A 22867-nucleotide genomic window follows, 5' to 3' on the forward strand; every position below is an offset into this window, starting at 1 on the left:
AATAAATGGTTAAACTCGATGAAACATTAACGATGTTAAAAGACCTAACAGATGCCAAAGGGATTCCCGGCAATGAGCGTGAAGTGCGCGAAGTAATGAAGAAATACATAACTCCACTTGCTGATGAAGTAACCACAGATGGTCTTGGCAGCTTAATTGCTAAGAAGGTGGGAAAAGAAGGCGGTCCAAAAATAATGGTTGCCGGCCACTTAGATGAAGTCGGCTTCATGGTGACAAAAATTGATGACAAAGGGTTCTTGCGCTTTCAACCAGTTGGCGGCTGGTGGGGACAGGTTATGCTTGCACAGCGTGTAACAATTGTTACGAGAAAAGGTGATGTGACAGGTATTATCGGTTCAAAGCCACCACATGTATTATCACCGGAAGCGCGTAAAAAACCAGTTGAAATTAAAGATATGTTCATTGATATCGGTGCTTCAAGCAGTGATGAAGCACAGGAGTGGGGTATACGTCCTGGAGATATGATTGTTCCTTACTTTGAGTTTACAGTGATGAACAATGAAAAGATGCTTTTAGCAAAGGCTTGGGATAACCGTATTGGTTGTGCCATTGCCATTGATGTGTTGCGTCAGCTGCAAGGAACTGACCACCCTAACGTGGTTTATGGTGTAGGTGCGGTGCAAGAAGAGGTCGGCTTGCGCGGGGCGAAGACAGCTGCTGCTAAAATCCAACCGGATATCGGTTTTGCTGTTGATGTAGGTATTGCAGGGGATACGCCTGGAATTACTGAAAAAGAAGCGATGAGCAAAATGGGCAAAGGCCCGCAAGTTGTCATTTATGATGCTTCATTAGTGGCGCATAAAGGATTGCGTGATTTTGTGACAGATACAGCTGAGGAGCTAAATATTCCGTTCCAATATGAGTCGATTCCTGGTGGAGGAACAGATGCTGGTTCCATTCATTTAACTCATAATGGTGTTCCAGCTTTGGCGATTACGATTGCCACTCGTTACATCCATTCCCATGCAGCGATGCTTCATCGTGATGATTATGAAAATGCGGTTAAGTTAATTGTTGAAGTGATCAAGCGCTTAGACCGTGAAACAGTTGATAAGATTACATTTGAATAAGAAGGTAGAAATCCCCGGCGAGGTTTTAGATTCTCCGGGGATTTTTTCTTAGTGGCGGGGAGAGTTCTGTGGATTCGCCGATAGGAACCCGGAATTCGCCGATAGAAGAGCAAACTCACAATAAAAAGCTGTCAATCCATCAGATTGACAGCTCTAACATAAAAAATTATTACTTTAACCCGCTTTCAAGGGTGGTAAGCATTTCTTTCTTTTCTTCTTCAGAAGAATTCTTCCAAATGATTTCGAATAAAACGCCAAGACCTGGGAGCATTTTTTCCTCTCCGTTTTGAATCGCATCTACAATTGTATCTTCTAATTGATCCTGCGTATTACCAGAAACATTGTGAATAATCGCATTACGCAAATTTAAGTTCATAATCACACACTCCTTTTTATTACATTCATTCTTTTATATCATTTCTACTATTTGGTTTTATTATGTATGGTTATTAGGATATAATGAGAAAATCATACGAGCTTTTAAAAAGGAGAACCCGTTTTGAAACATATTGAATCTGTAAATAATCCTAAGGTAAAACAATGGAAAAAACTTTTAACGAAAAAAGAGCGGGATAAAACCGAATCATTTATCGTGGAAGGATTCCATTTAGTAGAAGAAGCATTAAAACAAGGAGAACAGGTATTAGAAATCATTGTTTCTGAGAAAGTAGGCTTACCGCCGCGGTGGGATGTTAATTCTACTCCAGTCACACTTGTAACAGAGGAAATCTCTGATCTGTTAACAGAAACAGAAGCACCGCAAGGAATTTACGCTGTATGCCGGATGCCAAGTAAGAGAATGGAGGCTCAGACCGAAGAAGGTCAAACGTTCTTGATGATTGACGCAGTCCAGGATCCAGGTAATCTCGGCACAATGATTCGCACAGCCGATGCAGCAGGCATCGACGCGGTCATTGTTGGACGTGGTAGCGTGGATATTTATAACTCCAAGGTGTTAAGAGCTGCCCAGGGAAGTCATTTTCACCTTCCGATTTTACGAGCAGAACTCCACGAATGGGTGGATAAGCTACAAGAAAAGAATATACCTGTTTACGGAACAGCTCTTGAAGGAGCAGCGGTCTACACAGAGATTTCAGGTGGAGAATCCTTCGGCCTAATCGTGGGTAACGAAGGGAGTGGTGTGGGTAAAGATTTGCTATCTGCCACAACAAAGAATCTCTTTATCCCGATCTTCGGAAAAAGCGAATCGTTAAACGTAGCCGTAGCCACAGGCGTTCTTCTTTATTATTTGAAAAAATAGGCGAAATCTAGTTTGACCTTCAACGGAAAATTATTATATAATAATGCAATATTGAATAGTAAAGACGATGACGGAGAAAAGTACCTTATCAGGGACCATTTAGGGAGAAAGTGTCGTGACTGAAAACACTTTTATGGAAAAGGTAAGAGAAGTTCACCTCCTGAGTTGGCATCGGGACCACAAAGAGCGTTTTCGTTTTTTGTGTAAAGATGCACCGGCCTAAGCCGTTATCCGAATGAAGCGAACACATGTGTTTTTTACATACCGTGTTTACAAGGGTGGTACCGCGAATAACAAACCTCGTCCCTTTCCAGGGATGGGGTTTTTTTGTTTGTTTTGGCTGACCACAAACATAATAACTATTTTTAAGGAGGAATAGACATGCAAGAACGTTTAAAGGAATTGCAGGAAGAGGCTATTCAAAAAGTGGAACAGTCCACAAGCTTAAAAGAATTAAATGACATTCGTGTTGCATATTTAGGCAAAAAAGGTCCAATTACAGAAGTGCTACGCGGAATGGGAAAACTCTCAGCAGAAGAGCGACCAGTTATGGGGGCTCTTGCTAATGAAGTACGCGAAGCCATTGCGGTAAAAATCGAAGCAAAACAAAAGGGGCTAGAAGAGGCAGCCGTTCTAGAAAAATTAGCGTCTGAAAGCATTGATGTTACCCTTCCAGGCCGCCCTGTAAAGGTTGGAAACCACCATCCATTAACAAGAATCATTGAAGAAATTGAAGATTTATTCATTGGAATGGGCTACCAAGTAGCAGAAGGTCCAGAAGTAGAGCAAGATTACTATAACTTTGAAGCACTTAATTTACCGAAAGGGCACCCTGCTCGTGATATGCAGGATTCCTTCTACATCACGGAAGAGATTCTTCTTCGTACCCATACATCACCAGTGCAGGCCCGTACAATGGAAAAACATCAAGGGAAAGGCCCAATTAAAATTATCTGCCCTGGTAAAGTATACCGCCGCGATAATGATGACGCGACACACTCCCATCAATTCATGCAAATCGAAGGCCTTGTTGTCGGAGAAAACATCCGCATGAGTGACCTTAAAGGAACATTAGAGGTATTCGCGAAGAAAATGTTCGGTGAAGACCGTGAAATTCGTCTGCGCCCTAGCTTCTTCCCATTCACAGAACCGTCTGTTGAAATGGACATCTCTTGTAAAATTTGCGGTGGCCACGGCTGTAGCGTATGTAAACAAACAGGCTGGATTGAAATTCTTGGAGCAGGAATGGTTCATCCAAATGTCCTTGAGATGGCTGGCTACGATTCTAAGAAATATACTGGATTTGCTTTCGGTATGGGACCAGAACGAATCGCAATGCTGAAATACGGTGTGGATGATATTAGACATTTCTATACCAATGATGTACGTTTCTTAAAACAATTTTCAAAACATGAATAGGAGGTTACGACATGTTCGTTTCATATAAATGGCTTCAGGATTATATTGATTTAACTGGTGTAACAGCAGAAGAGCTAGCTGAAAAAATTACAAAGAGCGGTATTGAAGTTGAAGGAGTAGAAACTCTTAACGAAGGCATTAAAGGAGTGGTGGTTGGTCATGTTCTAGAACGTGAACAGCATCCAAATGCCGATAAATTAAGCAAATGCCTTGTTGATGTGGGACAAGAACAACCGGTACAAATTATCTGTGGTGCACCGAACGTAGCACAGGGACAAAAAGTAGCAGTGGCAACAGTCGGAGCCGTTCTACCAGGTAATTTTAAAATTAAACGCGCGAAGCTTCGCGGCGAAGAATCAAACGGCATGATTTGCTCTCTTACTGAGCTTGGCATGGAAGGAAAAGTTGTTCCAAAAGAATACTCTGAAGGAATCTTTGTTTTTCCAGCGGACGCAGAGGTTGGCGTAGATGCTCTTGAATTGCTTAACCGTGATGATGAAGTACTAGAGCTTAGCTTAACGCCAAACCGTGCAGATTGCTTAAGCATGCTTGGGGTTGCGTATGAAGTGGCAGCGATTCTTGGCAGAGAAGTAAAGCTTCCAGAAACAACCTTAGAGCCAACAAGTGAAAAAGCATCGGATTATGTGAACGTAGTGGTTGAAGCGAAAGAGGATAACCCGCTTTATGTGGCAAAACTCATTAAAAATGTGAAAATCGGTCCATCCCCACTTTGGATGCAAACACGTTTAATGTCTGCGGGAATTCGTCCGCATAACAATGTTGTGGATATTACCAACTACATTTTATTAGAATATGGTCAGCCATTACATGCATTCGATTATGATCGGTTAGGTTCAAAGGAAATTCTTGTTCGCCGTGCAAACGATGGCGAAAAGTTTATCACGCTTGATGATGTAGAACGTACATTAACATCCGATCACCTGGTGATTACGAATGGTACCGAGCCTGTTGCACTTGCCGGTGTCATGGGTGGTGCCAATTCTGAGGTAACTTCAGATACAACAACAGTTTTATTAGAGGCTGCTTATTTTAACGGGGGAACCGTTAGAAAAGCATCAAAGGATCATGGCTTACGAAGCGAAGCGAGCGCTCGCTTTGAGAAGGGTGTAGATCCAAACCGTGTCCGCGCTGCAGGCGAACGTGCTGCTTATTTAATGGCAAAGTATGCTGGCGGAGAAGTGTTAGAAGGAGCATCGGAGGTGGATACACTGACAGTAGAACCAGCAGTGGTATCTGTTACTCTTGAAAAAATCAATCGTGTCCTTGGCACAGAACTCCAAATGAGCGATGTAAGGGATATCTTTGACCGTCTTCAGTTTTCAGTAAGTGTGGAGCAGGATACGATTACCGTTACGGCGCCAACACGCCGTGGTGATATCAAAATTGAAGAAGATTTATTGGAAGAAGTTGCTCGTCTATATGGCTATGATAACATTCCAAAGACATTACCAATCGGTTCTACGACTCCTGGAAAATTATCTGACTACCAAAAGAAACGCCGTGTGGTTCGTCAATATCTTGAAGGAGCAGGACTATATCAAGCTGTAACTTATTCCTTAACTAGTGAGGAAAAAGCTGCACAATTTGCTCTTGAAAAGCGTGATACAATCCGTTTAGCAATGCCAATGAGTGAGGAACGCAGTATCCTTCGTTTAAGCATCATGCCACAGTTGTTAGAAGTGGTAAAATACAATAGCGCTCGTCAGAACGATAGCTTAGCCGTGTATGAAACGGGTGCTGTATTCTTAGCAAATGGCGAAGATACGCTTCCGACTGAGAAAGAGCATGTAGCAGGTGCTGTAACTGGTCTTTGGCACAGCCATTCTTGGCAGGGTGAGAAGAAGGCAGTAGACTTCTTCGTTGTAAAAGGTATTTTAGAAGGCATGTTTGCGAAGCTTGGTCTATCTGAAAAAGTTCAATATGTTCAAGCGCAGGCAGAAGGAATGCACCCTGGACGTACAGCAGAAGTTCTCATAAATGGAGAGAAAATCGGTTTCGTCGGCCAAGTACACCCAAGCGTTCAAAAAGAGCTTGACTTAAAAGATACGTACGTATTTGAGCTATCTTTACAAGCAATCCTTGAAGCAGAAGCACCGGTATTACAATACGATGCCATTCCACGCTTCCCATCTATCACAAGAGACATTGCCCTAGTGGTAAACAGTGAAACGGTGTCAGGCACCTTGAAGGAAATTATTTTAACAGCAGGTGCGCCGTTGTTGAAAGAGGTTCACGTGTTTGATTTATACGAGGGCGACAAAATGGAAGAAGGCAAGAAGTCCATCGCGTTCTCATTAAAATATGCAGATCCAGAACGTACTTTAACCGATGAAGAAGTAACAAAGGTTCACAGCAGCGTTCTAGAAGCATTAGAAGAAAAAGCAGGCGCGGTTTTACGCGGATAATTGGTCATTAAAGAGGGGCCAGCTCGAGGGAATTACTTCGGGCTGGTTTTTTTACTGGGAAAAATTACGGGAAAATTACGATTCGCTGATATATTTTGATATTCGCTGATAAATCGTAAAATTCGCTGATAAATTGCTATATTCGCTGATAACCTGGTGAAAATCGCTGATAAAAAAAGTGTTAGAAAATTTGTAACAAATTTCGATAAATTTCGGCAGGGATTTTAGCTGTGCCATTAGAAATTTATAATAAAAATGAAAGGAGTGATAAATTTGGTTATAAAAGAAAGGAAAATTCCGTTAGTTATGCTTATTTTAGAGGCATTATGCCGCAGGTTGCCGCTGGATTACCCAAAGTACCAGCAAATTTTAGAGGAATTGGGAAGAAGACAGGCCGGCTACAGAGGTGAGGTAAGTCTTGATTATTATTTACGCTTGCTTCCAAATGATAAGTATTGGATTCTCCACGATCTGAACCTTCCAGATGGTGATTACAACTGTCAAATAGATACTCTTCTTTTAACCTCAGAATTTGCCCTTATTATTGAAGTGAAAAATCTAGCTGGTAAATTAATAATTGATACTGACAATGAACAGTTTACACAAATAAATAATGAAAAGGAAAAGGGGTACATTTATCCAATTGCCCAAGCAGAAAGACATCAAGAGTATTTAAGGAAGTTGATGGCTGAGCACAAATTTCCCTCTATACCAATTGATCATTTAGTCGTGATTAGTAATGGTAATGCTTCATATGTGGTCACGGGGAAAAATGCTTATAAAGTCAAACCACGCGTATGTAAGGCTGATGTCTTTAATAATAAAATGCACTTTTTTGAGAATCTATACTCTGAACCTCTTCTTAATACAAAAGAACTCCGAAAACTAAGTCGCCTTCTCATCAAAATGAATACAATCCCAACAAATTATATCTTGGAAAAGTACGGTATCAAAAAGAACAATATTTTAACTGGTATTTTTGGCCCACAATGTAATCATCGTCCCCTTGTTCGAAAAAAACATAAATGGTATTGCCATACCTGCGACGCATACTTCAAAGATGCTCATATAAATGCACTTAAGGACTACTTTCTATTAATCGATTCGAAGATTACGAACAAGCAATTCCGAGAGTTTGCACAAATTAAATCTCATGATACCGCGAAAAGATTACTTCAATCTGCGAATCTAAAGTATTTTGGTGTGAAAAAGGCACGATACTACTCCCCGAAGACTATCCCTTGGTGAGTTTTTTAATTCGCTGATAAACGGTTCAAATCCGCTGATAAATTGCCGGATTCGCTGATAAACGGTTCAGATTCGCTGATAACACACAAAAATTCGCTGATAAACTATTGTGTAGAGAGCGTAGTTGTTTAAATTTAATATATTTTAAATAAAAAAGCCCCAAATTGAAGTGAGGATGCCCCAAAACTTGGAGCATCCTCTCAATTATTTAAATTTCTCATAGATTTCATCATATTTCCCCGCCAATTCCACATCCAGATCCGTCAATCCGCCGGCATTCCACGATGTGAGCCGCAAAGTGACTAATTTATAGTCGATCGCGATGAATGGGTGATGGTTGACTTCTTCGGATAGCGCCGCAATTTCATTCACGAACGCGACACCTTTCAAGAATTCCTGAAAACGATATTTTTTCACGATGAACTTTCCGTCGAGTTTCCAACCGGATAATTCGCCAACCTTTTGATCAATCTCTGTTAAACTAAGTCGATTTGCCATGATACGAAATCCCCTCCTTGAATAAATGTATTCGCCAACCCTATTAATTCTTCCTTTTATTTACTAGAGCCAAGGCTTTATCCGTGTTAGCGAAGTGCAGCTTTACAAAGGCTGGGAGAATGTCCCGCCCTTTACTAGCAATTAACTTGGCGGCGGCCACATCTACCTGTGCGCCAGCCCCCTTAGGAATCTTAAAGCCTGCTGCTTCACTCAGTTTGTCTATATATTGGACGAAGGCGTAACGCGCGAGAATACTTGCGGCTGCAACAGCTAAGTGAATCCCTTCTGCTTTCGTGCTAAAATATACATTTTCTCTCGCAACGGCTTTTTGGCTCTTGATATGTTGAAAATAAGTACTTGGCTGTACAAATTGGTCAATGAGCACCGCTTCTGGTTGTTCGGGTGCAATCTTTTCCAATACATTCAAAATGGCCTGATTATGTAGAAGTGCCTTCATCTTCCCTTGAGACATGCCTGACTGCTGCAGCTTATTATATTTGTCGTTTTTCAATGTCATTAAACTAAACGGTACTACATCCTTAATAACCTTAGCAATCGCTATAATCTTCTCATCATTCAAGTCCTTTGAATCTCGTACACCTAATTCTTTTAAAAGAGGGATATGTTCTTTTTTTACATAAGCAGCAACGACTGTGATCGGACCAAAAAAGTCACCCGTTCCCACTTCATCCGAACCAATAACGGACATGCCGCTGATGCCGGGCGGTACATCTCCCTTAGCAGAAGAAGCAACCTTTTTAGTGGGCGCACCCCCTAATGAATCAACACTACCCCATCTCCCAGCTTCCTTTTCACTATCATTTCCCTGAAATAACACCTTGCCGGAATTGTAAGCTGTGATGACACAACCAGGGGTCTTGGCCGAAAACACGCTTCCAGGTGGATTTTTTTCTAAAAGCTGCTTTGAATAATACTTCTTCATTTCTGTAATCTCATTTATTCCTACCTTAATTACCACATTTCCCAATAGTAAAACACCACATTTCTACTTATTATTATCTAGTAAATCATGAGCCTTTGCCTACTTTTTAATTAGTTTGACTTTTCCAGTTCTAATAGTTCATGTTATGATATAGAGTAGGATTCTTTGAATGGAGGCTTTTGCGTTGTCAAACACACAAAAACACAGAACAACCGTAGATATTTACGGTCAGCAATACGTTATTATGGGTACGGAAAGCCCAAGTCATATTAGGCTAGTAGCATCGTTAGTTGACGATAAAATGCGGGAAATCAGTTCCAAGAATCCATCTCTGGACGTTAGTAAGCTTGCCGTTTTAACAGCCGTAAATGCAGTCAATGATTATATCAAAATTAAAGACCAGTTGGATCGGTTGCAAACAGAACTACTAAAGGAAAAGGACTAATTTAATATGTTGGATTTAGCCATTATTATTCTCTTAATTATTGGATTTTTTGTCGGCCTTAAAAGAGGCTTCATACTGCAGCTTGTTCATTTAACCAGTTTTATTATTGCATATGTCGTAGCAACAATATACTACGAAGAGTTGGCACCGAAGCTCACTCTCTGGATTCCTTATCCAAATCTAGGTGAGGGAACAACCTTAAAACTCTTAACAGATAGCACCAATATGGAGACCGCATTTTACCGTGCCATCTCCTTTGTTATTATCTTTTTTGCGGTAAAAATTCTTTTGCAGATTATCGGTTCCATGCTAGATTTCATTGCACATCTGCCTATTCTTCGCCAGTTAAATGTGTGGGCAGGAGGAATCTTTGGTTTCTTGGAAGTCTATCTAATTATCTTTATTTTATTATATATTGCTGCGTTGATTCCAATAGAATTTTTACAAAATCCATTGGATAACTCATTTATGGCAAAAGCAATTGTGAACCACACCCCTATCCTTTCACAGCAAATAAAGAGCTTGTGGATTGAATATACAGCTGCTTGAACTTCTCTGTAGCAGAGAAGTTTTTCTATTCTGCCATAAAGTAGGATAAAATGAAAATGCTAAATAAGAGGCGGGTGAACGAAAATGGAAGTAAACAAAAAAGATTTAATTCGTTTATTAGAAATGATTGCTATTTATATGGAACTCAAAGGGGAGAATCCGTTTAAGATATCGGCTTTCCGGAAGGCTGCTAATGCACTTGAAACCGATGAACGTACCCTAACTGAAATTGAGGACTTTACAGCCATTTCGGGAATTGGAAAAGGAACTGCGTCTGTCATCGAGGAGTACATAAAAGAAGGCTCTTCTTCTGTGCTAACTGAGCTTAAGGCGGAGGTTCCAACCGGATTGATTCCGTTATTGCAGCTCCCAGGTCTTGGCGGCAAGAAAATTGCTAAGTTATATAAGGAATTAGGGGTCGTAGATGTTTCCAGTCTAAAAGAAGCATGTGAAACTGGTAAAGTGCAGGCACTGGCTGGATTCGGGAAAAAGACCGAAGAAAAAATCTTAAGTGCCATCGAGAACGTAGGTACAAGACCAGAACGTCTGCCGCTTGCCTATATGCTTCCAATTGCGGAACAGATCGAGGAAAATCTTGCTGAAACTCCTGAAATAGATCGTTTTTCAAGGGCCGGCAGCTTAAGAAGAATGAGAGAAACGATCAAAGATTTAGACTTCATTATAGCAACTACACAACCAGAAAGTGTCCGTCAGTCACTTTTAGACTGGCCGAATATTAAAGAAGTGGTAGGTGCTGGGGATACGAAGGTTTCCATCGTCTTTGCCTTGGATTATGATGTGTCCGTCGATTTTCGCTTGGTGAAGCCTGAGGAATTTATTACTACGCTGCACCATTTTACTGGCTCAAAGGACCACAATGTCCGAATGAGACAGCTTGCTAAGGAACGCGGTGAAAAGATCAGTGAGTACGGTGTAGAGAATGTAGAGACAGGTGAAATTCTTACATTCACATCTGAAGAGGAATTTTTCAAACATTTTGATCTTCCGTTTATTCCACCTGAAATCAGGGAGGATGGCAAAGAGGTAGATACGTTTACTGCCCAAGAGGAATTAATTGAGCTTGAAGATATCAAAGGGGATCTTCACATGCATTCCACATGGAGTGATGGTGCCCATTCCATTGAGGAAATGGCAGAAGCATGCCGTGCAAGAGGATATCAGTATATGGCAATAACAGACCATTCACAGTATTTGAAGGTTGCAAATGGGCTGACACCGGAGCGACTGTTGAAGCAACGGGAGGAAATTAAGAAGTTAAATGAGAAGTATGATGATTTCCTTATCCTTTCTGGAGTTGAGATGGATATCCTTCCTGACGGTACGTTGGATTATGAGGATGACATCCTATCAGAAATGGATTTTGTCATTGCATCCATTCATTCAGCCTTTTCACAACCAAGGGAAAAAATAATGGAACGCCTAAAAACGGCATTAACGAATAACCATGTTGATTTAATTGCCCATCCGACAGGAAGGAAAATTGGCCGTCGCGAAGGGTATGACGTCGATATTGATATGCTGATTGAATTAGCGAAAGAGACGAATACAGCATTGGAATTAAATGCGAACCCAAATCGCCTTGATTTGGCCTCAGAATATTTAAGAAAAGCGCAGGAAACAGGCGTAAAGATTTTAATCAATACAGATGCACACAAAATGGATACATTAAAGCATATGGAAATAGGTGTGTCTACAGCGAAAAAGGGCTGGATCAAGAAATCTTCGGTGGTCAATGCACTGGACAAAAATGAACTGCTTGAATTCCTGCACAATCGAAATTAAGGAGGATTCACTCCATGCAAGAAAGAGCATTAAAAGTATTAGAATTCACCAAGGTCAAGGAACAGCTTTTAAATCATGCTTCTTCCTCTCTTGGTATGGAAAAAATAAAGAGCTTAGTGCCATCCATTGATTTCGATGAGGTGGTTAGACTTCAAGCGGAAACAGATGAGGCAGTTACAGTCTTACGAATAAAAGGAAATGTTCCTCTATCAGGGATCTATGATCTTCGAGCACACATCAAACGTTCCGTTATTGGCGGGGTTCTTAGCCCACATGAGCTGGTTCATATTTCCAGCACCATTCATGCTAGCCGACAGATGAAACGTTTTATTGAGGAACTTGCAGAGGAGAGAACAGAACTCCCTATTTTATCTGAACAAGTAGCAAGAATTATCCCGCTGACAAACTTGGAGCAGGCGATTAAATATGCCATCGATGAAAGCGGGGAGGTATTAGATGGGGCGAGTGAACTTTTACGCACCCTACGGCATCAGTTGCGTTCGAATGAATCGCGGATTCGTGAAAAATTAGAAAGTATGATTCGCTCATCCAATGCGAGTAAAATGCTTTCCGATGCAATTGTTACGATCCGTAATGACCGCTTCGTTATTCCTGTCAAACAAGAATATCGAGGACATTATGGCGGGATTATCCATGACCAAAGCTCATCAGGTCAAACCTTGTTTATTGAGCCGCAGGTCATTGTGCAGTTGAATAATCAATTACAGGATATTCGGGTCAAAGAGCAGCTTGAGATTGAACGAATTCTTTCTGAGCTTTCTTCTCAAACAGCCGAGCATGAAAGTGAGCTGCAAGTGATCGTTGCCGTTTTAGCAAATTTAGATTTTATTTTTGCAAAAGCAAGATATGGAAAGCAAATAAAAGCCTCTATGCCGATTATGAATAATGAAGGAAGAATTGCTTTATATAAAGCAAGACATCCGTTAATTCCTATCGATGAAGTGGTAGCAAATGACATTATGCTTGGTAAAGACTATACCACGATAGTCATTACCGGTCCGAATACAGGCGGAAAAACGGTTACCTTAAAAACGCTTGGGCTATGCTCCCTAATGGCACAGGCAGGATTACAGGTGCCTGCGTATGACGGGTCAGAACTAGCTGTCTTTGATGCTATTTATGCGGATATTGGCGATGAACAGTCGATTGAACAAAGCTTAAGTACATTTTCATCCCATATGGTGAATATTGTCGACATCTTAAATAAAGTGGACTTTAATAGCCTTGTATTGTTCGATGAGCTTGGTGCAGGAACGGACCCGCAGGAGGGAGCAGCCCTAGCAATCTCGATTTTAGATGAGGTGCATAGAAGAGGGGCGAGAGTCATTGCAACGACTCATTATCCCGAACTAAAGGCGTATGGCTATAACCGGGAAGGTGTACTAAATGCGAGTGTGGAGTTTGATGTAGAGACACTAAGCCCTACCTATAAACTGTTATTGGGTGTACCGGGTAGAAGTAATGCGTTTGAGATTTCGAAACGGTTAGGCTTAAATGAGCGAGTTATTCAGGCTGCACGCTCACATGTAAGCGAAGATACTAATCAAATTGATAAAATGATTGCTTCCTTAGAAGAAAGCAAACGTCAAGCAGAGAAAGAGCAAGAGGAAGCGCGTGATTTCTTAAAGCAGGCAGAAGAGCTTCATAAAGATCTGCAACAGCAAATGATGGATTTCCATGAGAAGAAAGATTCGATGCTGGAAAAAGCAGCGGAAAAAGCTGAGGAGATCGTAGAGGACGCGAAGACAGAGGCAGAAAAAGTAATTCGTGATCTCCGTAAAATGCGAACCGAAAAGCATGCAGACATTAAGGAGCATGAGTTAATTGATGCGAAAAGGCGCTTGCAGGAAGCGGCACCAGAGATTAAGAAAACAGCGAAGCTTACCAATAAGAAAAATAAGACGCATACTTTTATGCCTGGAGATGAAGTAAAGGTTCTTACTTTTGGCCAAATGGGTACACTTGTTGAACGAGTATCAGATAATGAATGGCAGGTCCAAATCGGAATCTTGAAAATGAAGGTCAAGGAAAAGGACATGGAGTATATGAGTACCCCAAAACAAGTAGAGACGAAACCAGTTGCTATTGTAAAAGGAAGGGATTCATATGTTAAACTAGAATTAGACCTTCGTGGCGAAAGATATGAAGATGCGTTACTTCGAGTAGAAAAGTATATTGATGATGCCCTACTATCTAGCTATCCTCGCGTGTCCATCATTCACGGGAAAGGGACTGGGGCATTAAGGCAAGGAGTTCAAGAATATTTAAGAAATCATCGTTCTGTTAAGAAAATTCGTTTTGGAGAGGCTGGGGAAGGCGGATCTGGCGTAACCATAGTAGAATTTAAATAATGACCGGGGAGATAAATCTATGGACCAGTTTTGGGAGAATGAATACATTCAAATAGCTGCTTATTATAGCGTAGTTATTTTATGTATGATTGTTTTTTTAGCCGTATTTGAAGTCGTTACAAAATATAAAAATTGGGTGGAGATTAAAAACGGGAATGTAGCTGTGGCGTTGGCTACAGGCGGAAAAATATTTGGTGTTGCTAATATTTTCCGCCATTCCATTGAGGCGCATAATTCCTTGCTTACCATGATTGGCTGGGGAATTTATGGATTTACCCTTTTGTTAATCGGCTACTTTATTTTTGAATTTTTAACCCCAAAATTCAAAATTGACGAAGAAATACAAAAGGACAATCGGGCAGTGGGCCTCATTTCTTTGGTCATTTCAGTGGGATTATCCTATGTCATTGGGGCAGGAATTTAGTTAGGGGAGAAAACAGTGGAAACATTAGCTAAAATCCTTCTTGGATTATGCGGCGTATTTTTATTAATTGGAATAATTTATATGGTATTTTTTGCATAAAAGATAAGAGGCTGATTCAAATCAGCCTCTTTTTCTGTACTATAATTTAGGGCTTTCGTTGTTAATTGTGAATCACTGTACTATAATAGATATTGAAGTTAGAATTTTTATAATTATGTAGACAAAAAGGGAGGGTTATTATGTCAGTGTCTAAACCGTGGTTGGACATTTACCCGAAAGAGGTTCCTGCTACTTTGGAATACTCCGAGGACCCTGTTCAGAGTTATTTACAAAAAACAGCTGAGAGATTTCCAGATAAGATTGCCATTCATTTTATGGGGAAGGATCTGACTTACAAGCAGCTTTATGAAGATGCTTTGAGTTTTGCAGGGTATTTACAGGAAATAGGCATCTCCAAAGATGATCGGGTTGCTATCATGTTACCAAATACTCCTCAGGCTGTTATAAGCTATTTCGGTATTTTGATAGCAGGCGGTATTGTTGTTCAAACGAATCCCTTATATACGGAACGTGAGTTAGAGTATCAAATGCAGGATTCAGAGGCGAAGGCCATTATCACACTAGATATCCTCTATCCCCGTGTATCAAAAGTCATGCCGCAAACGAATTTACAACACATAATTGTAACCGCTATCAAAGATTACCTGCCATTTCCAAAAAATCTTGCCTATCCATTCATCCAGAAAAAACAATATGGAATTGTTGTTAAAGTAAAGCATGAGGGAAGCACTCATTTGTTCTCTGAAATAATAAAAATGAAGCATAATACCATTACTGCTTACGACTTCAATTCTGACGAAGATATTGCTTTACTCCAGTATACAGGGGGTACAACGGGTTCCCCGAAAGGCGTCATGCTTACACATAAGAATTTAATCTCTAATACTACCATGAGTGAAGCCTGGCTTTACAAAGCAAAAGTCGGTGAAGGTTCTATGCTTGGAATCGTTCCGTTTTTCCATGTCTATGGAATGACGGTTTGCATGATTTTATCGATTAAGATGGCATGTAAAATGATCTTATTACCGAAATTTGATGCGTTAACCACATTAAAAACCATTCATAAACAGCGTCCGACCTTATTCCCGGGGGCACCAACGATTTATATTGGCTTATTAAACCACCCAGATTTAAAAAAGTATGACCTATCTTCGATTGAAGCGTGTATAAGTGGTTCTGCACCCCTTCCGCTTGAGGTACAAGAAAAATTCGAAGAGGTCACAGGTGGTAAGCTGGTAGAAGGATATGGCTTATCCGAAGCATCGCCGGTTACTCATTCCAACTTCCTTTGGGATGTCGAACGGGTAAAAGGCAGTATAGGTGTTCCCTATCCTGATACTGATGTGAGAATCCTTTCAGTTGAAACAGGAGAGCCGCTTCCTATTAAGGAAATCGGTGAAATCGTAATAAAAGGTCCGCAAATTATGAAAGGCTATTGGAATCGCCCTGCCGAGACGGATGAGGTCTTAAAGGATGGGTGGCTGTATACGGGTGACCTTGGCTATATGGATGAAAAAGGCTATTTTTACGTTGTTGATCGTAAAAAAGATATGATTATAGCTGGAGGTTATAATATTTATCCAAGAGAAATTGAAGAAGTATTATATGAACATCCAGATGTACTCGAAGCAGTTGCAGCCGGTGTTCCTGATACCTATCGCGGGGAAACTGTTAAAGCCTACATCGTCTTAAAAGAAGGATCAACCGTAACAGAAGAAGAAATGAATCAATTTGCAAGAAAATATCTAGCTGCCTACAAAGCCCCAAGGCTATATGAATTTAGAAAAGAATTGCCGAAAACAGCGGTTGGAAAAATATTAAGAAGAATGCTTGTTGAAGAAGAAATTAGAAAAATAGACGAAGAAAGTTCTAAACATGCTTAATAGCAATAACCTAGCTTTTTTTTTGGACACACAGGCTTGTCTATCAAAAGATTTAAGATTATCATGAAGTAGTTCAACAGTATTTCTTGACAGAACTACATATACTTACTATTATTAAAATATGAATGATGATTCATTCATATTTTGTTTTTGAAATTTAGAAAGTATAAAATTTGACTTCGAGAATTGTCCAGCTCCAGCGCCTAGCCAGTTTTCATCTTGAATCATCTACCTTGAGTATCTTGTAACAATCATGGCTTGATAAAGCGATGATTGTTACAGCTCGGGTCAAATAACCTTCGGCAAGTAAAGTCAAAAAGCGCCTTTTTTTGCCGAAGAACATTTGCCTGTCGGGGCTGACCAAGGCGCTTACGCTTTTCTAACTTAATACATAGCTTCAAAGGGGGGATAGATATGAAAAAGAGTAAGCCTAAATATATGCAAATCATTGATGCAGCGGTGATTGCCATTGCGGAGAATGGCTACCATCAGGCACAGGTTTCAAAGATTGCGAAGCAGGCTGGGGTAGCAGATGGCACCATTTATCTGTACTTTAAAAACAAAGAAGATATCCTAATCTCTCTCTTTGAAGAAAAAATGGGAAATTTCATTGAAAAAATAGATAACATGATTGCAGGAAAAGGAACCGCGGCAGAGAAATTATTAATGATGATAGAAGCACACTTTAGTATGCTTTATGAAGATCATCACTTGGCAATTGTAACTCAACTTGAGCTTCGTCAATCCAATAAGGAATTACGACTGCGAATCAATAATGTCCTAAAAGGGTACCTAAAGGTAATTGATAAGGTTCTAATTGAAGGGAAAGAATCAGGAGAATTTTCGAGTGATCTTGATGTTCGTCTTGCCCGGCAGATGATTTTTGGAACGATTGATGAAACAGCGACATCATGGGTGATGAATGAAGAAAAGTATGATTTACTTGCATTGGCAACCCCAGTCCATCGACTATTAATCAATGGCCTTGGCGGTGGCCGATAAAGGATTAGATAGGAGGAGAAACTATTGGAATACTTAAAGTGGTCTAATCAAGATCGTATTGCGACAATTACGATTCAACGTCCACCGGCAAACGCCCTTTCTTCAGGTTTATTAAGGGAACTGTCGGCGGTACTGGATGAAATTGAACCGAACCGTGATATTCGAGTAATTGTCATTCACGGTGAAGGACGATTCTTTTCTGCAGGTGCCGATATTAAAGAATTTACGACAGTCACTTCCTCTGAAGGCTTTGCAAACCTAGGGAAGTATGGCCAAGATTTATTTGATAGAATGGAGAAGTTCCCAAAACCAATCATTGCAGCTATTCATGGCGCAGCGCTTGGTGGTGGGTTAGAATTGGCCATGGCCTGTCACATTCGTCTTGTCAGTGAGAAAGCGAAACTTGGTCTGCCAGAACTTCAACTTGGTCTCATTCCGGGATTTGCAGGGACGCAGCGTCTTCCTAAATATGTAGGCGTAGCACGTGCAGCAGAGATGTTGTTTACTTCTGAGCCAATTACAGGCGTGGAGGCAGTCCAATATGGATTAGCTAATCATGCGTACCCAGAAAGTGAAGTATTAGAGCAGGCTTACATACTAGCAGGTAAGATTGCTAAAAAAAGTCCTGGTTCCGTTAGTGCAACGATTGAATTATTAAATTATGCTAAAACGGAAGAGTTTTTTGAAGGCTCACAAAGAGAAGCAGAGTTGTTTGGAGAAGTCTTTGTATCAAATGATGCTAAAGAAGGAATCCAAGCCTTTCTCGAAAAAAGAGAGCCGCATTTCAAAGGTGAATAAAGCTTCTTAAGCCTCGTGCTTAAGAAGTTTTTATAAAAATATTTTTTTCTAAAAAATTTTCTCAATCTTTAGAACTGAAAAAATGTTTGAATTTTCTTAGGAGGCGAAACCATGAACATTTATGTATTAATGAAAAGAACCTTTGATACGGAAGAAAAGATTACGATTTCAGGCGGTAAAATCAATGAGGATGGAGCCGAATTTATTATTAATCCTTATGATGAATATGCAGTTGAAGAAGCGATTCAAGTTCGAGATGCAAATGGCGGCGAAGTAACTGTTATTTCTGTAGGAAATGAAGAAACAGAAAAACAATTGCGTACTGCCCTTGCAATGGGTGCTGATAAAGCAGTTCTCATTAATATAGAGGATGATGTAGAAAATGGCGACCAATTTACTACTGCAAAAATTCTTGCTGAATATCTAAAGGATAAAGAAGCAGATTTAATCATTGGCGGTAACGTGGCTATTGACGGTGGATCTGGACAAGTAGGACCACGTGTGGCAGAACTTTTAAATATCCCGTATGTTACCACGATTACGAAACTTGAAATCGATGGAGCAAAGGTAACGGTAACTCGTGACGTTGAGGGAGATTCAGAAGTAATCGAAACTAGCCTTCCATTATTAGTTACAGCACAACAAGGTCTGAACGAACCTCGCTACCCATCTTTACCAGGAATCATGAAAGCGAAGAAAAAGCCGCTTGAAGAATTAGAATTAGATGACCTTGATCTTGAAGAAGAAGATGTAGAGGCAAAAACCAAAACAATCGAAATTTATTTGCCGCCTAAAAAAGAGGCTGGAAAGGTCTTAGCTGGCGATTTAAATGATCAGGTTAAAGAACTTGTTCAACTTCTTCATACTGAAGCAAAAGTAATTTAATCGGAACTTCATAAAATTGTTTTCAGGAGGTAAATGATATGACTAGAAAAGTATTAGTATTAGGGGAAGCTCGTGACGGATCATTACGTAACGTATCTTTCGAAGCTGTTGCAGCTGCAAAGACGGTAGCTGAAGGCGGAGAAGTTGTAGGTGTATTAGTTGGCGAATCTGTAAGCGCTTTAGGCGCGGAGTTGGTTCAGTACGGTGCAGACCGCGTCGTAGTGGTTGAACATGAAAACTTAAAGCAATATTCTTCAGATGGATATGCACAAGCTTTATTAGCTGTTATTGATCAAGAAAAGCCAGAAGGATTAGTGTTTGGTCATACCGCATTAGGGAAAGACCTTTCCCCGCGTATCGCAGGTAAGCTTTCTTCCGGTCTAATCTCTGATGCAACAGCAGTAGAAGCAGTTGGAGGAAACATCGTATTTACCAGACCGATTTATTCAGGTAAAGCTTTTGAGAAGAAGATTGTGACAGACGGAATGATTTTTGCAACAGTACGTCCGAACAATATTGCTCCTCTCGCAAAGGATGAGAGCAGAACAGGTGAAGTTACTTCTCTATCTGTAGAGATTAAAGATCTTCGTGCAATCATTAAAGAAGTAGTAAGAAAAGCAAGTGAAGGTGTTGACTTGAGTGAGGCAAAAGTAGTAATTTCCGGCGGACGTGGTGTGAAGAGTGCAGAAGGCTTCCAACCGCTGAAAGAATTAGCTGAAGTATTAGGTGGGGCTGTTGGTGCTTCACGTGGTGCTTGTGATGCTGACTACTGTGATTACTCATTACAAATTGGCCAAACAGGTAAGGTTGTAACGCCAGACCTTTACATTGCCTGCGGAATTTCCGGTGCCATTCAGCACTTAGCTGGTATGTCCAATTCAAAAGTAATTGTTGCCATTAATAAAGATCCAGAAGCGAACATCTTCAAAGTAGCGGATTACGGAATTGTTGGTGACCTTTTCGAAGTTGTACCATTATTAACAGAAGAGTTTAAAAAGCTAAAAGTACACTCATAATAATAATAACGTTGAGAGCGAGCGGCAAAAAAATCCGCTCGCTTTTACCTTTATGCTGTGTTAAAGAACATTGTTCATTTTTACACTCTGTTGATTGGAGCGGAAGGAGCGAAGATCCTCGAAAATGCTATCGCATTTCCTTCGTGCGGTGTAGATTCAATGAAGCTTATTCAATGTCCTGTGGGAGTATGGTTCAGGGGAGACCCCGCAGGCGCTTGCGTCGAGGAGGCTCGCCGAAACACCCACGAACCGCTCGCTCCTGGAGCGGAAATCAACAGACTTAGTACAACAGAATACTTATGGTTTTATAGGGTATATTAGTGGCGAAACATATTATTAGCGTGTTTTTCCAAACGATGGTATACTTTCCCTAGTATCTCAGTAATCAATAGGAGGGCTATATAAAATGGCTATTTCACACTTAACAGATCAAAACTTTTCAACAGAAACAAATTCAGGTACTGTCCTTGTAGACTTCTGGGCTCCATGGTGCGGACCTTGTAAAATGATAGCTCCAGTTCTTGAAGAACTTGATGCAGAAATGGGCGATAAAGTAAAAATCACTAAATTAGATGTAGATGATAACCCACAAACTGCAGCTAATTTCGGCGTAATGAGCATTCCAACATTATTAGTTTTCAAAAATGGCGAAGTGGTTGATAAAGTTGTCGGCTTCCAACCAAAAGATGCTCTAGCAAGCGTTTTAGAAAAGCACGTATAAGCCTATCAATAAATCAAAACCTTAGCCGGACAAAAGTCTGGCTAAGGTTTTTTACATAATAGGAAAGTATAAAATTCGACTTCGAGAATTGTCCAGTTCCAGCGCCTAGCCCCTCGGGGCTGACCAAGGCGCTTGCACTTTTCTTATTATTACAGAAGCTCCCACTTTCCTTTATAGACAGATGTGTTAAAATTTTAAGGATAGAATAAAAGACGGAGGAGTGGCCGGAGTGAATGAGATTATCAAACAAAAATTGACCCTATTGCCGGACCAGCCTGGCTGCTACTTAATGAAAGACCGTCAGGGGACAATTATTTATGTGGGGAAGGCAAAAATATTAAAAAATCGAGTGCGTTCTTATTTTACCGGGTCGCATGATGGAAAGACGTTAAGACTTGTTAATGAAATAGAGGATTTCGAGTATATCGTTACCTCTTCCAATATAGAAGCATTGTTATTAGAATTAAACCTCATCAAGAAATACGATCCAAAATACAATATTATGCTGAAGGATGATAAAAGTTATCCCTTTATTAAGCTGACAGCAGAGAGACACCCTAAGCTGATTATAACGAGGAAAGTGAAAAAGGATAGAGGAAAGTATTTTGGACCCTACCCGAATGCCATGGCAGCTAACGAAACAAAAAAGCTATTAGACCGAATTTATCCATTACGAAAATGTGCCACACTTCCTGATCGGGTCTGCTTATATTACCATTTAGGGCAATGTCTCGCTCCATGTGTCAATGAAGTGTCTGAAGATCAGTACAAGCAAATGACAGATGAAATTACTCGTTTTTTAAATGGCGGATATAAGGATATTAAGAAAGAATTAACCGAAAAAATGACGGCAGCGGCAGAAGAATTGGATTTTGAAAGAGCAAAAGAATTCCGCGATAAAATCGTCCATATTGAAACCATCATGGAAAAGCAAAAGATTACCATGACAGATTTCACAGACCGTGATGTTTTTGGCTATGCGGTGGATAAAGGCTGGATGTGTGTACAGGTCTTCTTTGTCCGCCAAGGAAAGTTGATCGAACGGGATGTTTCAATGTTCCCTATATATAATGAACCAGAGGAAGAGATTCTCACGTTTTTGGGGCAGTTTTACCAAAAAGCCAATCACTTTAAGCCTAAGGAAATCCTTATTCAAGATGAAGTTGATTTGAATATGGCCGGGCAACTTCTGGAAGTAAAAGTGCTGCAACCGAAAAAAGGACAGAAAAAAGATCTTGTTAACCTTGCAATCAAAAATGCAAAAATAGCCTTGGATGAAAAATTTTCACTAATTGAAAAAGACGAAGAAAGAACCATAAAGGCAATAGAGAATCTTGGGAAACTCCTTGGGATTTATACACCGCATCGAATTGAGTCTTTCGATAATTCCAATATTCAGGGGACAGATCCCGTATCAGCTATGGTTGTATTTATTGATGGAAAAGCAAATAAACGAGAATACCGCAAATATAAAATTAAATCGGTCAAGGGACCAGATGATTATGAATCCATGAGAGAGGTAACTAGACGAAGATACTCTCGAGCCCTCAAAGAAAATTTACCGCTGCCAGACCTGATCATTATTGATGGAGGTAAAGGACATGTAGAAGCTGTGAGGGATGTACTGGAAAATGAATTAGGGTTAGATATTCCACTTTCGGGTCTTGTGAAGGATGAGAAACACCGGACTTCGCAACTGTTATACGGGAACCCTTTAGAGATTGTTCCTCTTGGGCGGAACAGCCAGGAGTTTTATTTGCTGCAACGAATTCAAGATGAGGTCCACCGTTTTGCAATCACCTTCCATCGCCAACTACGCGGGAAGAGTGCCTTTCAATCCTTATTGGACGATATCCCGGGCATTGGAGAAAAACGCAAAAAACTATTACTTAAAACGTTTGGCTCTGTGAAAAAAATGAAGGAAGCTAGCCTCGAGGAATTCACTGGTCTGGGCATTCCAACAAATGTAGTAGAAGAACTACTGAAAAAACTTCAGGAATAGTTATTGTCAGAATAAATTAGC

At 40.4% G+C, this 22867-nt stretch carries 20 protein-coding genes and 1 other annotated feature; of the genes, 17 read left to right on the forward strand and 3 right to left on the reverse strand.

The genetic code is table 11. The features are described from left to right. Positions 1-5 precede the first annotated feature (5 nt). On the forward strand, positions 6-1091 hold the full coding sequence (locus QE429_RS08420; RefSeq protein ID WP_307286260.1) for a M42 family metallopeptidase: 1086 nt from the start codon (positions 6-8) through the stop codon (positions 1089-1091). 169 nt (positions 1092-1260) lie between these two features. Here QE429_RS08420 and sspI read toward each other — a convergent pair whose 3' ends face one another. Continuing rightward, positions 1261-1467, reverse strand: coding sequence for a small acid-soluble spore protein SspI (sspI, locus tag QE429_RS08425; RefSeq protein WP_307286262.1), 207 nt, complete (start codon positions 1465-1467; stop codon positions 1261-1263). 123 nt (positions 1468-1590) lie between these two features. Here sspI and QE429_RS08430 point away from each other — a divergent pair, with 123 nt between their 5' ends. From QE429_RS08430 to QE429_RS08445, 4 genes are all read left to right on the forward strand, one after another. Further along, positions 1591-2352: a TrmH family RNA methyltransferase gene (locus QE429_RS08430; RefSeq protein ID WP_307286265.1), complete on the forward strand. Its 762-nt coding sequence runs from the start codon at positions 1591-1593 to the stop codon at positions 2350-2352. Between the two features lie 58 nt (positions 2353-2410). Then, positions 2411-2663 (forward strand) — a binding site (T-box leader). 70 nt (positions 2664-2733) lie between these two features. Beyond that, positions 2734-3771 carry a phenylalanine--tRNA ligase subunit alpha gene (gene pheS, locus QE429_RS08435; RefSeq protein ID WP_307286266.1) on the forward strand — a complete coding sequence of 346 codons (1038 nt, stop codon included), beginning with the start codon at positions 2734-2736 and terminating at the stop codon, positions 3769-3771. Positions 3772-3782: 11 nt separating this feature from the next. Beyond that, the gene (gene pheT, locus QE429_RS08440; RefSeq protein WP_307286269.1) at positions 3783-6197 is read left to right on the forward strand and encodes a phenylalanine--tRNA ligase subunit beta; all 2415 of its coding nucleotides are present in this window, start codon (positions 3783-3785) and stop codon (positions 6195-6197) included. A gap of 273 nt (positions 6198-6470) precedes the next feature. Continuing rightward, the gene (locus QE429_RS08445; protein WP_307286271.1) at positions 6471-7445 is read left to right on the forward strand and encodes a nuclease-related domain-containing protein; all 975 of its coding nucleotides are present in this window, start codon (positions 6471-6473) and stop codon (positions 7443-7445) included. A gap of 204 nt (positions 7446-7649) precedes the next feature. On the opposite strand, the gene QE429_RS08450 is transcribed toward QE429_RS08445, so the two are convergent. Then, the gene (locus QE429_RS08450) at positions 7650-7943 is read right to left on the reverse strand and encodes a 4a-hydroxytetrahydrobiopterin dehydratase (RefSeq protein WP_307286274.1); all 294 of its coding nucleotides are present in this window, start codon (positions 7941-7943) and stop codon (positions 7650-7652) included. A 43-nt stretch (positions 7944-7986) separates the two neighbouring features. Further along, complete coding sequence (gene rnhC, locus QE429_RS08455; protein ID WP_307286277.1) at positions 7987-8931, reverse strand: ribonuclease HIII; 945 nt, start codon at positions 8929-8931, stop codon at positions 7987-7989. 139 nt (positions 8932-9070) lie between these two features. Here rnhC and zapA point away from each other — a divergent pair, with 139 nt between their 5' ends. From zapA to uvrC, 12 genes are all read left to right on the forward strand, one after another. Further along, the gene (gene zapA, locus QE429_RS08460) at positions 9071-9331 is read left to right on the forward strand and encodes a cell division protein ZapA (RefSeq protein ID WP_307286280.1); all 261 of its coding nucleotides are present in this window, start codon (positions 9071-9073) and stop codon (positions 9329-9331) included. A 6-nt stretch (positions 9332-9337) separates the two neighbouring features. Then, positions 9338-9880, forward strand: coding sequence for a CvpA family protein (locus QE429_RS08465; protein WP_307286282.1), 543 nt, complete (start codon positions 9338-9340; stop codon positions 9878-9880). 84 nt (positions 9881-9964) lie between these two features. Then, the gene (gene polX, locus QE429_RS08470; RefSeq protein ID WP_307286285.1) at positions 9965-11683 is read left to right on the forward strand and encodes a DNA polymerase/3'-5' exonuclease PolX; all 1719 of its coding nucleotides are present in this window, start codon (positions 9965-9967) and stop codon (positions 11681-11683) included. Positions 11684-11697: 14 nt separating this feature from the next. Continuing rightward, entirely contained in the window at positions 11698-14055 is a 2358-nt protein-coding gene (locus QE429_RS08475) for an endonuclease MutS2 (protein ID WP_307286287.1), read from the forward strand. Between the two features lie 19 nt (positions 14056-14074). Continuing rightward, the gene (locus QE429_RS08480) at positions 14075-14479 is read left to right on the forward strand and encodes a DUF350 domain-containing protein (protein ID WP_307286291.1); all 405 of its coding nucleotides are present in this window, start codon (positions 14075-14077) and stop codon (positions 14477-14479) included. 239 nt (positions 14480-14718) lie between these two features. Continuing rightward, positions 14719-16422: an AMP-binding protein gene (locus QE429_RS08485; protein WP_307286293.1), complete on the forward strand. Its 1704-nt coding sequence runs from the start codon at positions 14719-14721 to the stop codon at positions 16420-16422. A gap of 414 nt (positions 16423-16836) precedes the next feature. After that, entirely contained in the window at positions 16837-17424 is a 588-nt protein-coding gene (locus QE429_RS08490; protein WP_307286295.1) for a fatty acid metabolism transcriptional regulator FadR, read from the forward strand. 24 nt (positions 17425-17448) lie between these two features. Beyond that, a complete protein-coding gene (locus QE429_RS08495; protein ID WP_307286299.1) occupies positions 17449-18222 on the forward strand; it encodes an enoyl-CoA hydratase in 774 nt (257 codons plus the stop codon). A gap of 111 nt (positions 18223-18333) precedes the next feature. Beyond that, complete coding sequence (locus QE429_RS08500; protein WP_307286302.1) at positions 18334-19107, forward strand: electron transfer flavoprotein subunit beta/FixA family protein; 774 nt, start codon at positions 18334-18336, stop codon at positions 19105-19107. 38 nt (positions 19108-19145) lie between these two features. Then, a complete protein-coding gene (locus QE429_RS08505) occupies positions 19146-20123 on the forward strand; it encodes an electron transfer flavoprotein subunit alpha/FixB family protein (protein ID WP_307286304.1) in 978 nt (325 codons plus the stop codon). A 406-nt stretch (positions 20124-20529) separates the two neighbouring features. Further along, positions 20530-20844: a thioredoxin gene (trxA, locus tag QE429_RS08510; protein WP_307286306.1), complete on the forward strand. Its 315-nt coding sequence runs from the start codon at positions 20530-20532 to the stop codon at positions 20842-20844. Positions 20845-21073: 229 nt separating this feature from the next. Beyond that, entirely contained in the window at positions 21074-22846 is a 1773-nt protein-coding gene (gene uvrC / locus QE429_RS08515; RefSeq protein ID WP_307286309.1) for an excinuclease ABC subunit UvrC, read from the forward strand. The last annotated feature ends 21 nt before the right edge of the window (positions 22847-22867 follow it).

Source organism: Bacillus sp. SORGH_AS_0510 (genome assembly GCF_030818775.1).
Taxonomy (GTDB): domain Bacteria; phylum Bacillota; class Bacilli; order Bacillales; family Cytobacillaceae; genus Neobacillus.

Bases quoted from the DNA above. Each gene is read 5' to 3' on its own strand.
- QE429_RS08420 (WP_307286260.1), top strand. From the start codon at position 6: ATGGTTAAACTCGATGAAACATTAACGATGTTAAAAGACCTAACAGAT.
- sspI (WP_307286262.1), bottom strand. From the start codon at position 1,467: ATGAACTTAAATTTGCGTAATGCGATTATTCACAATGTTTCTGGTAAT.
- pheS (WP_307286266.1), top strand. From the start codon at position 2,734: ATGCAAGAACGTTTAAAGGAATTGCAGGAAGAGGCTATTCAAAAAGTG.
- pheT (WP_307286269.1), top strand. From the start codon at position 3,783: ATGTTCGTTTCATATAAATGGCTTCAGGATTATATTGATTTAACTGGT.
- QE429_RS08450 (WP_307286274.1), bottom strand. From the start codon at position 7,943: ATGGCAAATCGACTTAGTTTAACAGAGATTGATCAAAAGGTTGGCGAA.
- QE429_RS08465 (WP_307286282.1), top strand. From the start codon at position 9,338: ATGTTGGATTTAGCCATTATTATTCTCTTAATTATTGGATTTTTTGTC.
- polX (WP_307286285.1), top strand. From the start codon at position 9,965: ATGGAAGTAAACAAAAAAGATTTAATTCGTTTATTAGAAATGATTGCT.
- QE429_RS08475 (WP_307286287.1), top strand. From the start codon at position 11,698: ATGCAAGAAAGAGCATTAAAAGTATTAGAATTCACCAAGGTCAAGGAA.
- QE429_RS08480 (WP_307286291.1), top strand. From the start codon at position 14,075: ATGGACCAGTTTTGGGAGAATGAATACATTCAAATAGCTGCTTATTAT.
- QE429_RS08485 (WP_307286293.1), top strand. From the start codon at position 14,719: ATGTCAGTGTCTAAACCGTGGTTGGACATTTACCCGAAAGAGGTTCCT.
- QE429_RS08490 (WP_307286295.1), top strand. From the start codon at position 16,837: ATGAAAAAGAGTAAGCCTAAATATATGCAAATCATTGATGCAGCGGTG.
- QE429_RS08500 (WP_307286302.1), top strand. From the start codon at position 18,334: ATGAACATTTATGTATTAATGAAAAGAACCTTTGATACGGAAGAAAAG.
- QE429_RS08505 (WP_307286304.1), top strand. From the start codon at position 19,146: ATGACTAGAAAAGTATTAGTATTAGGGGAAGCTCGTGACGGATCATTA.
- trxA (WP_307286306.1), top strand. From the start codon at position 20,530: ATGGCTATTTCACACTTAACAGATCAAAACTTTTCAACAGAAACAAAT.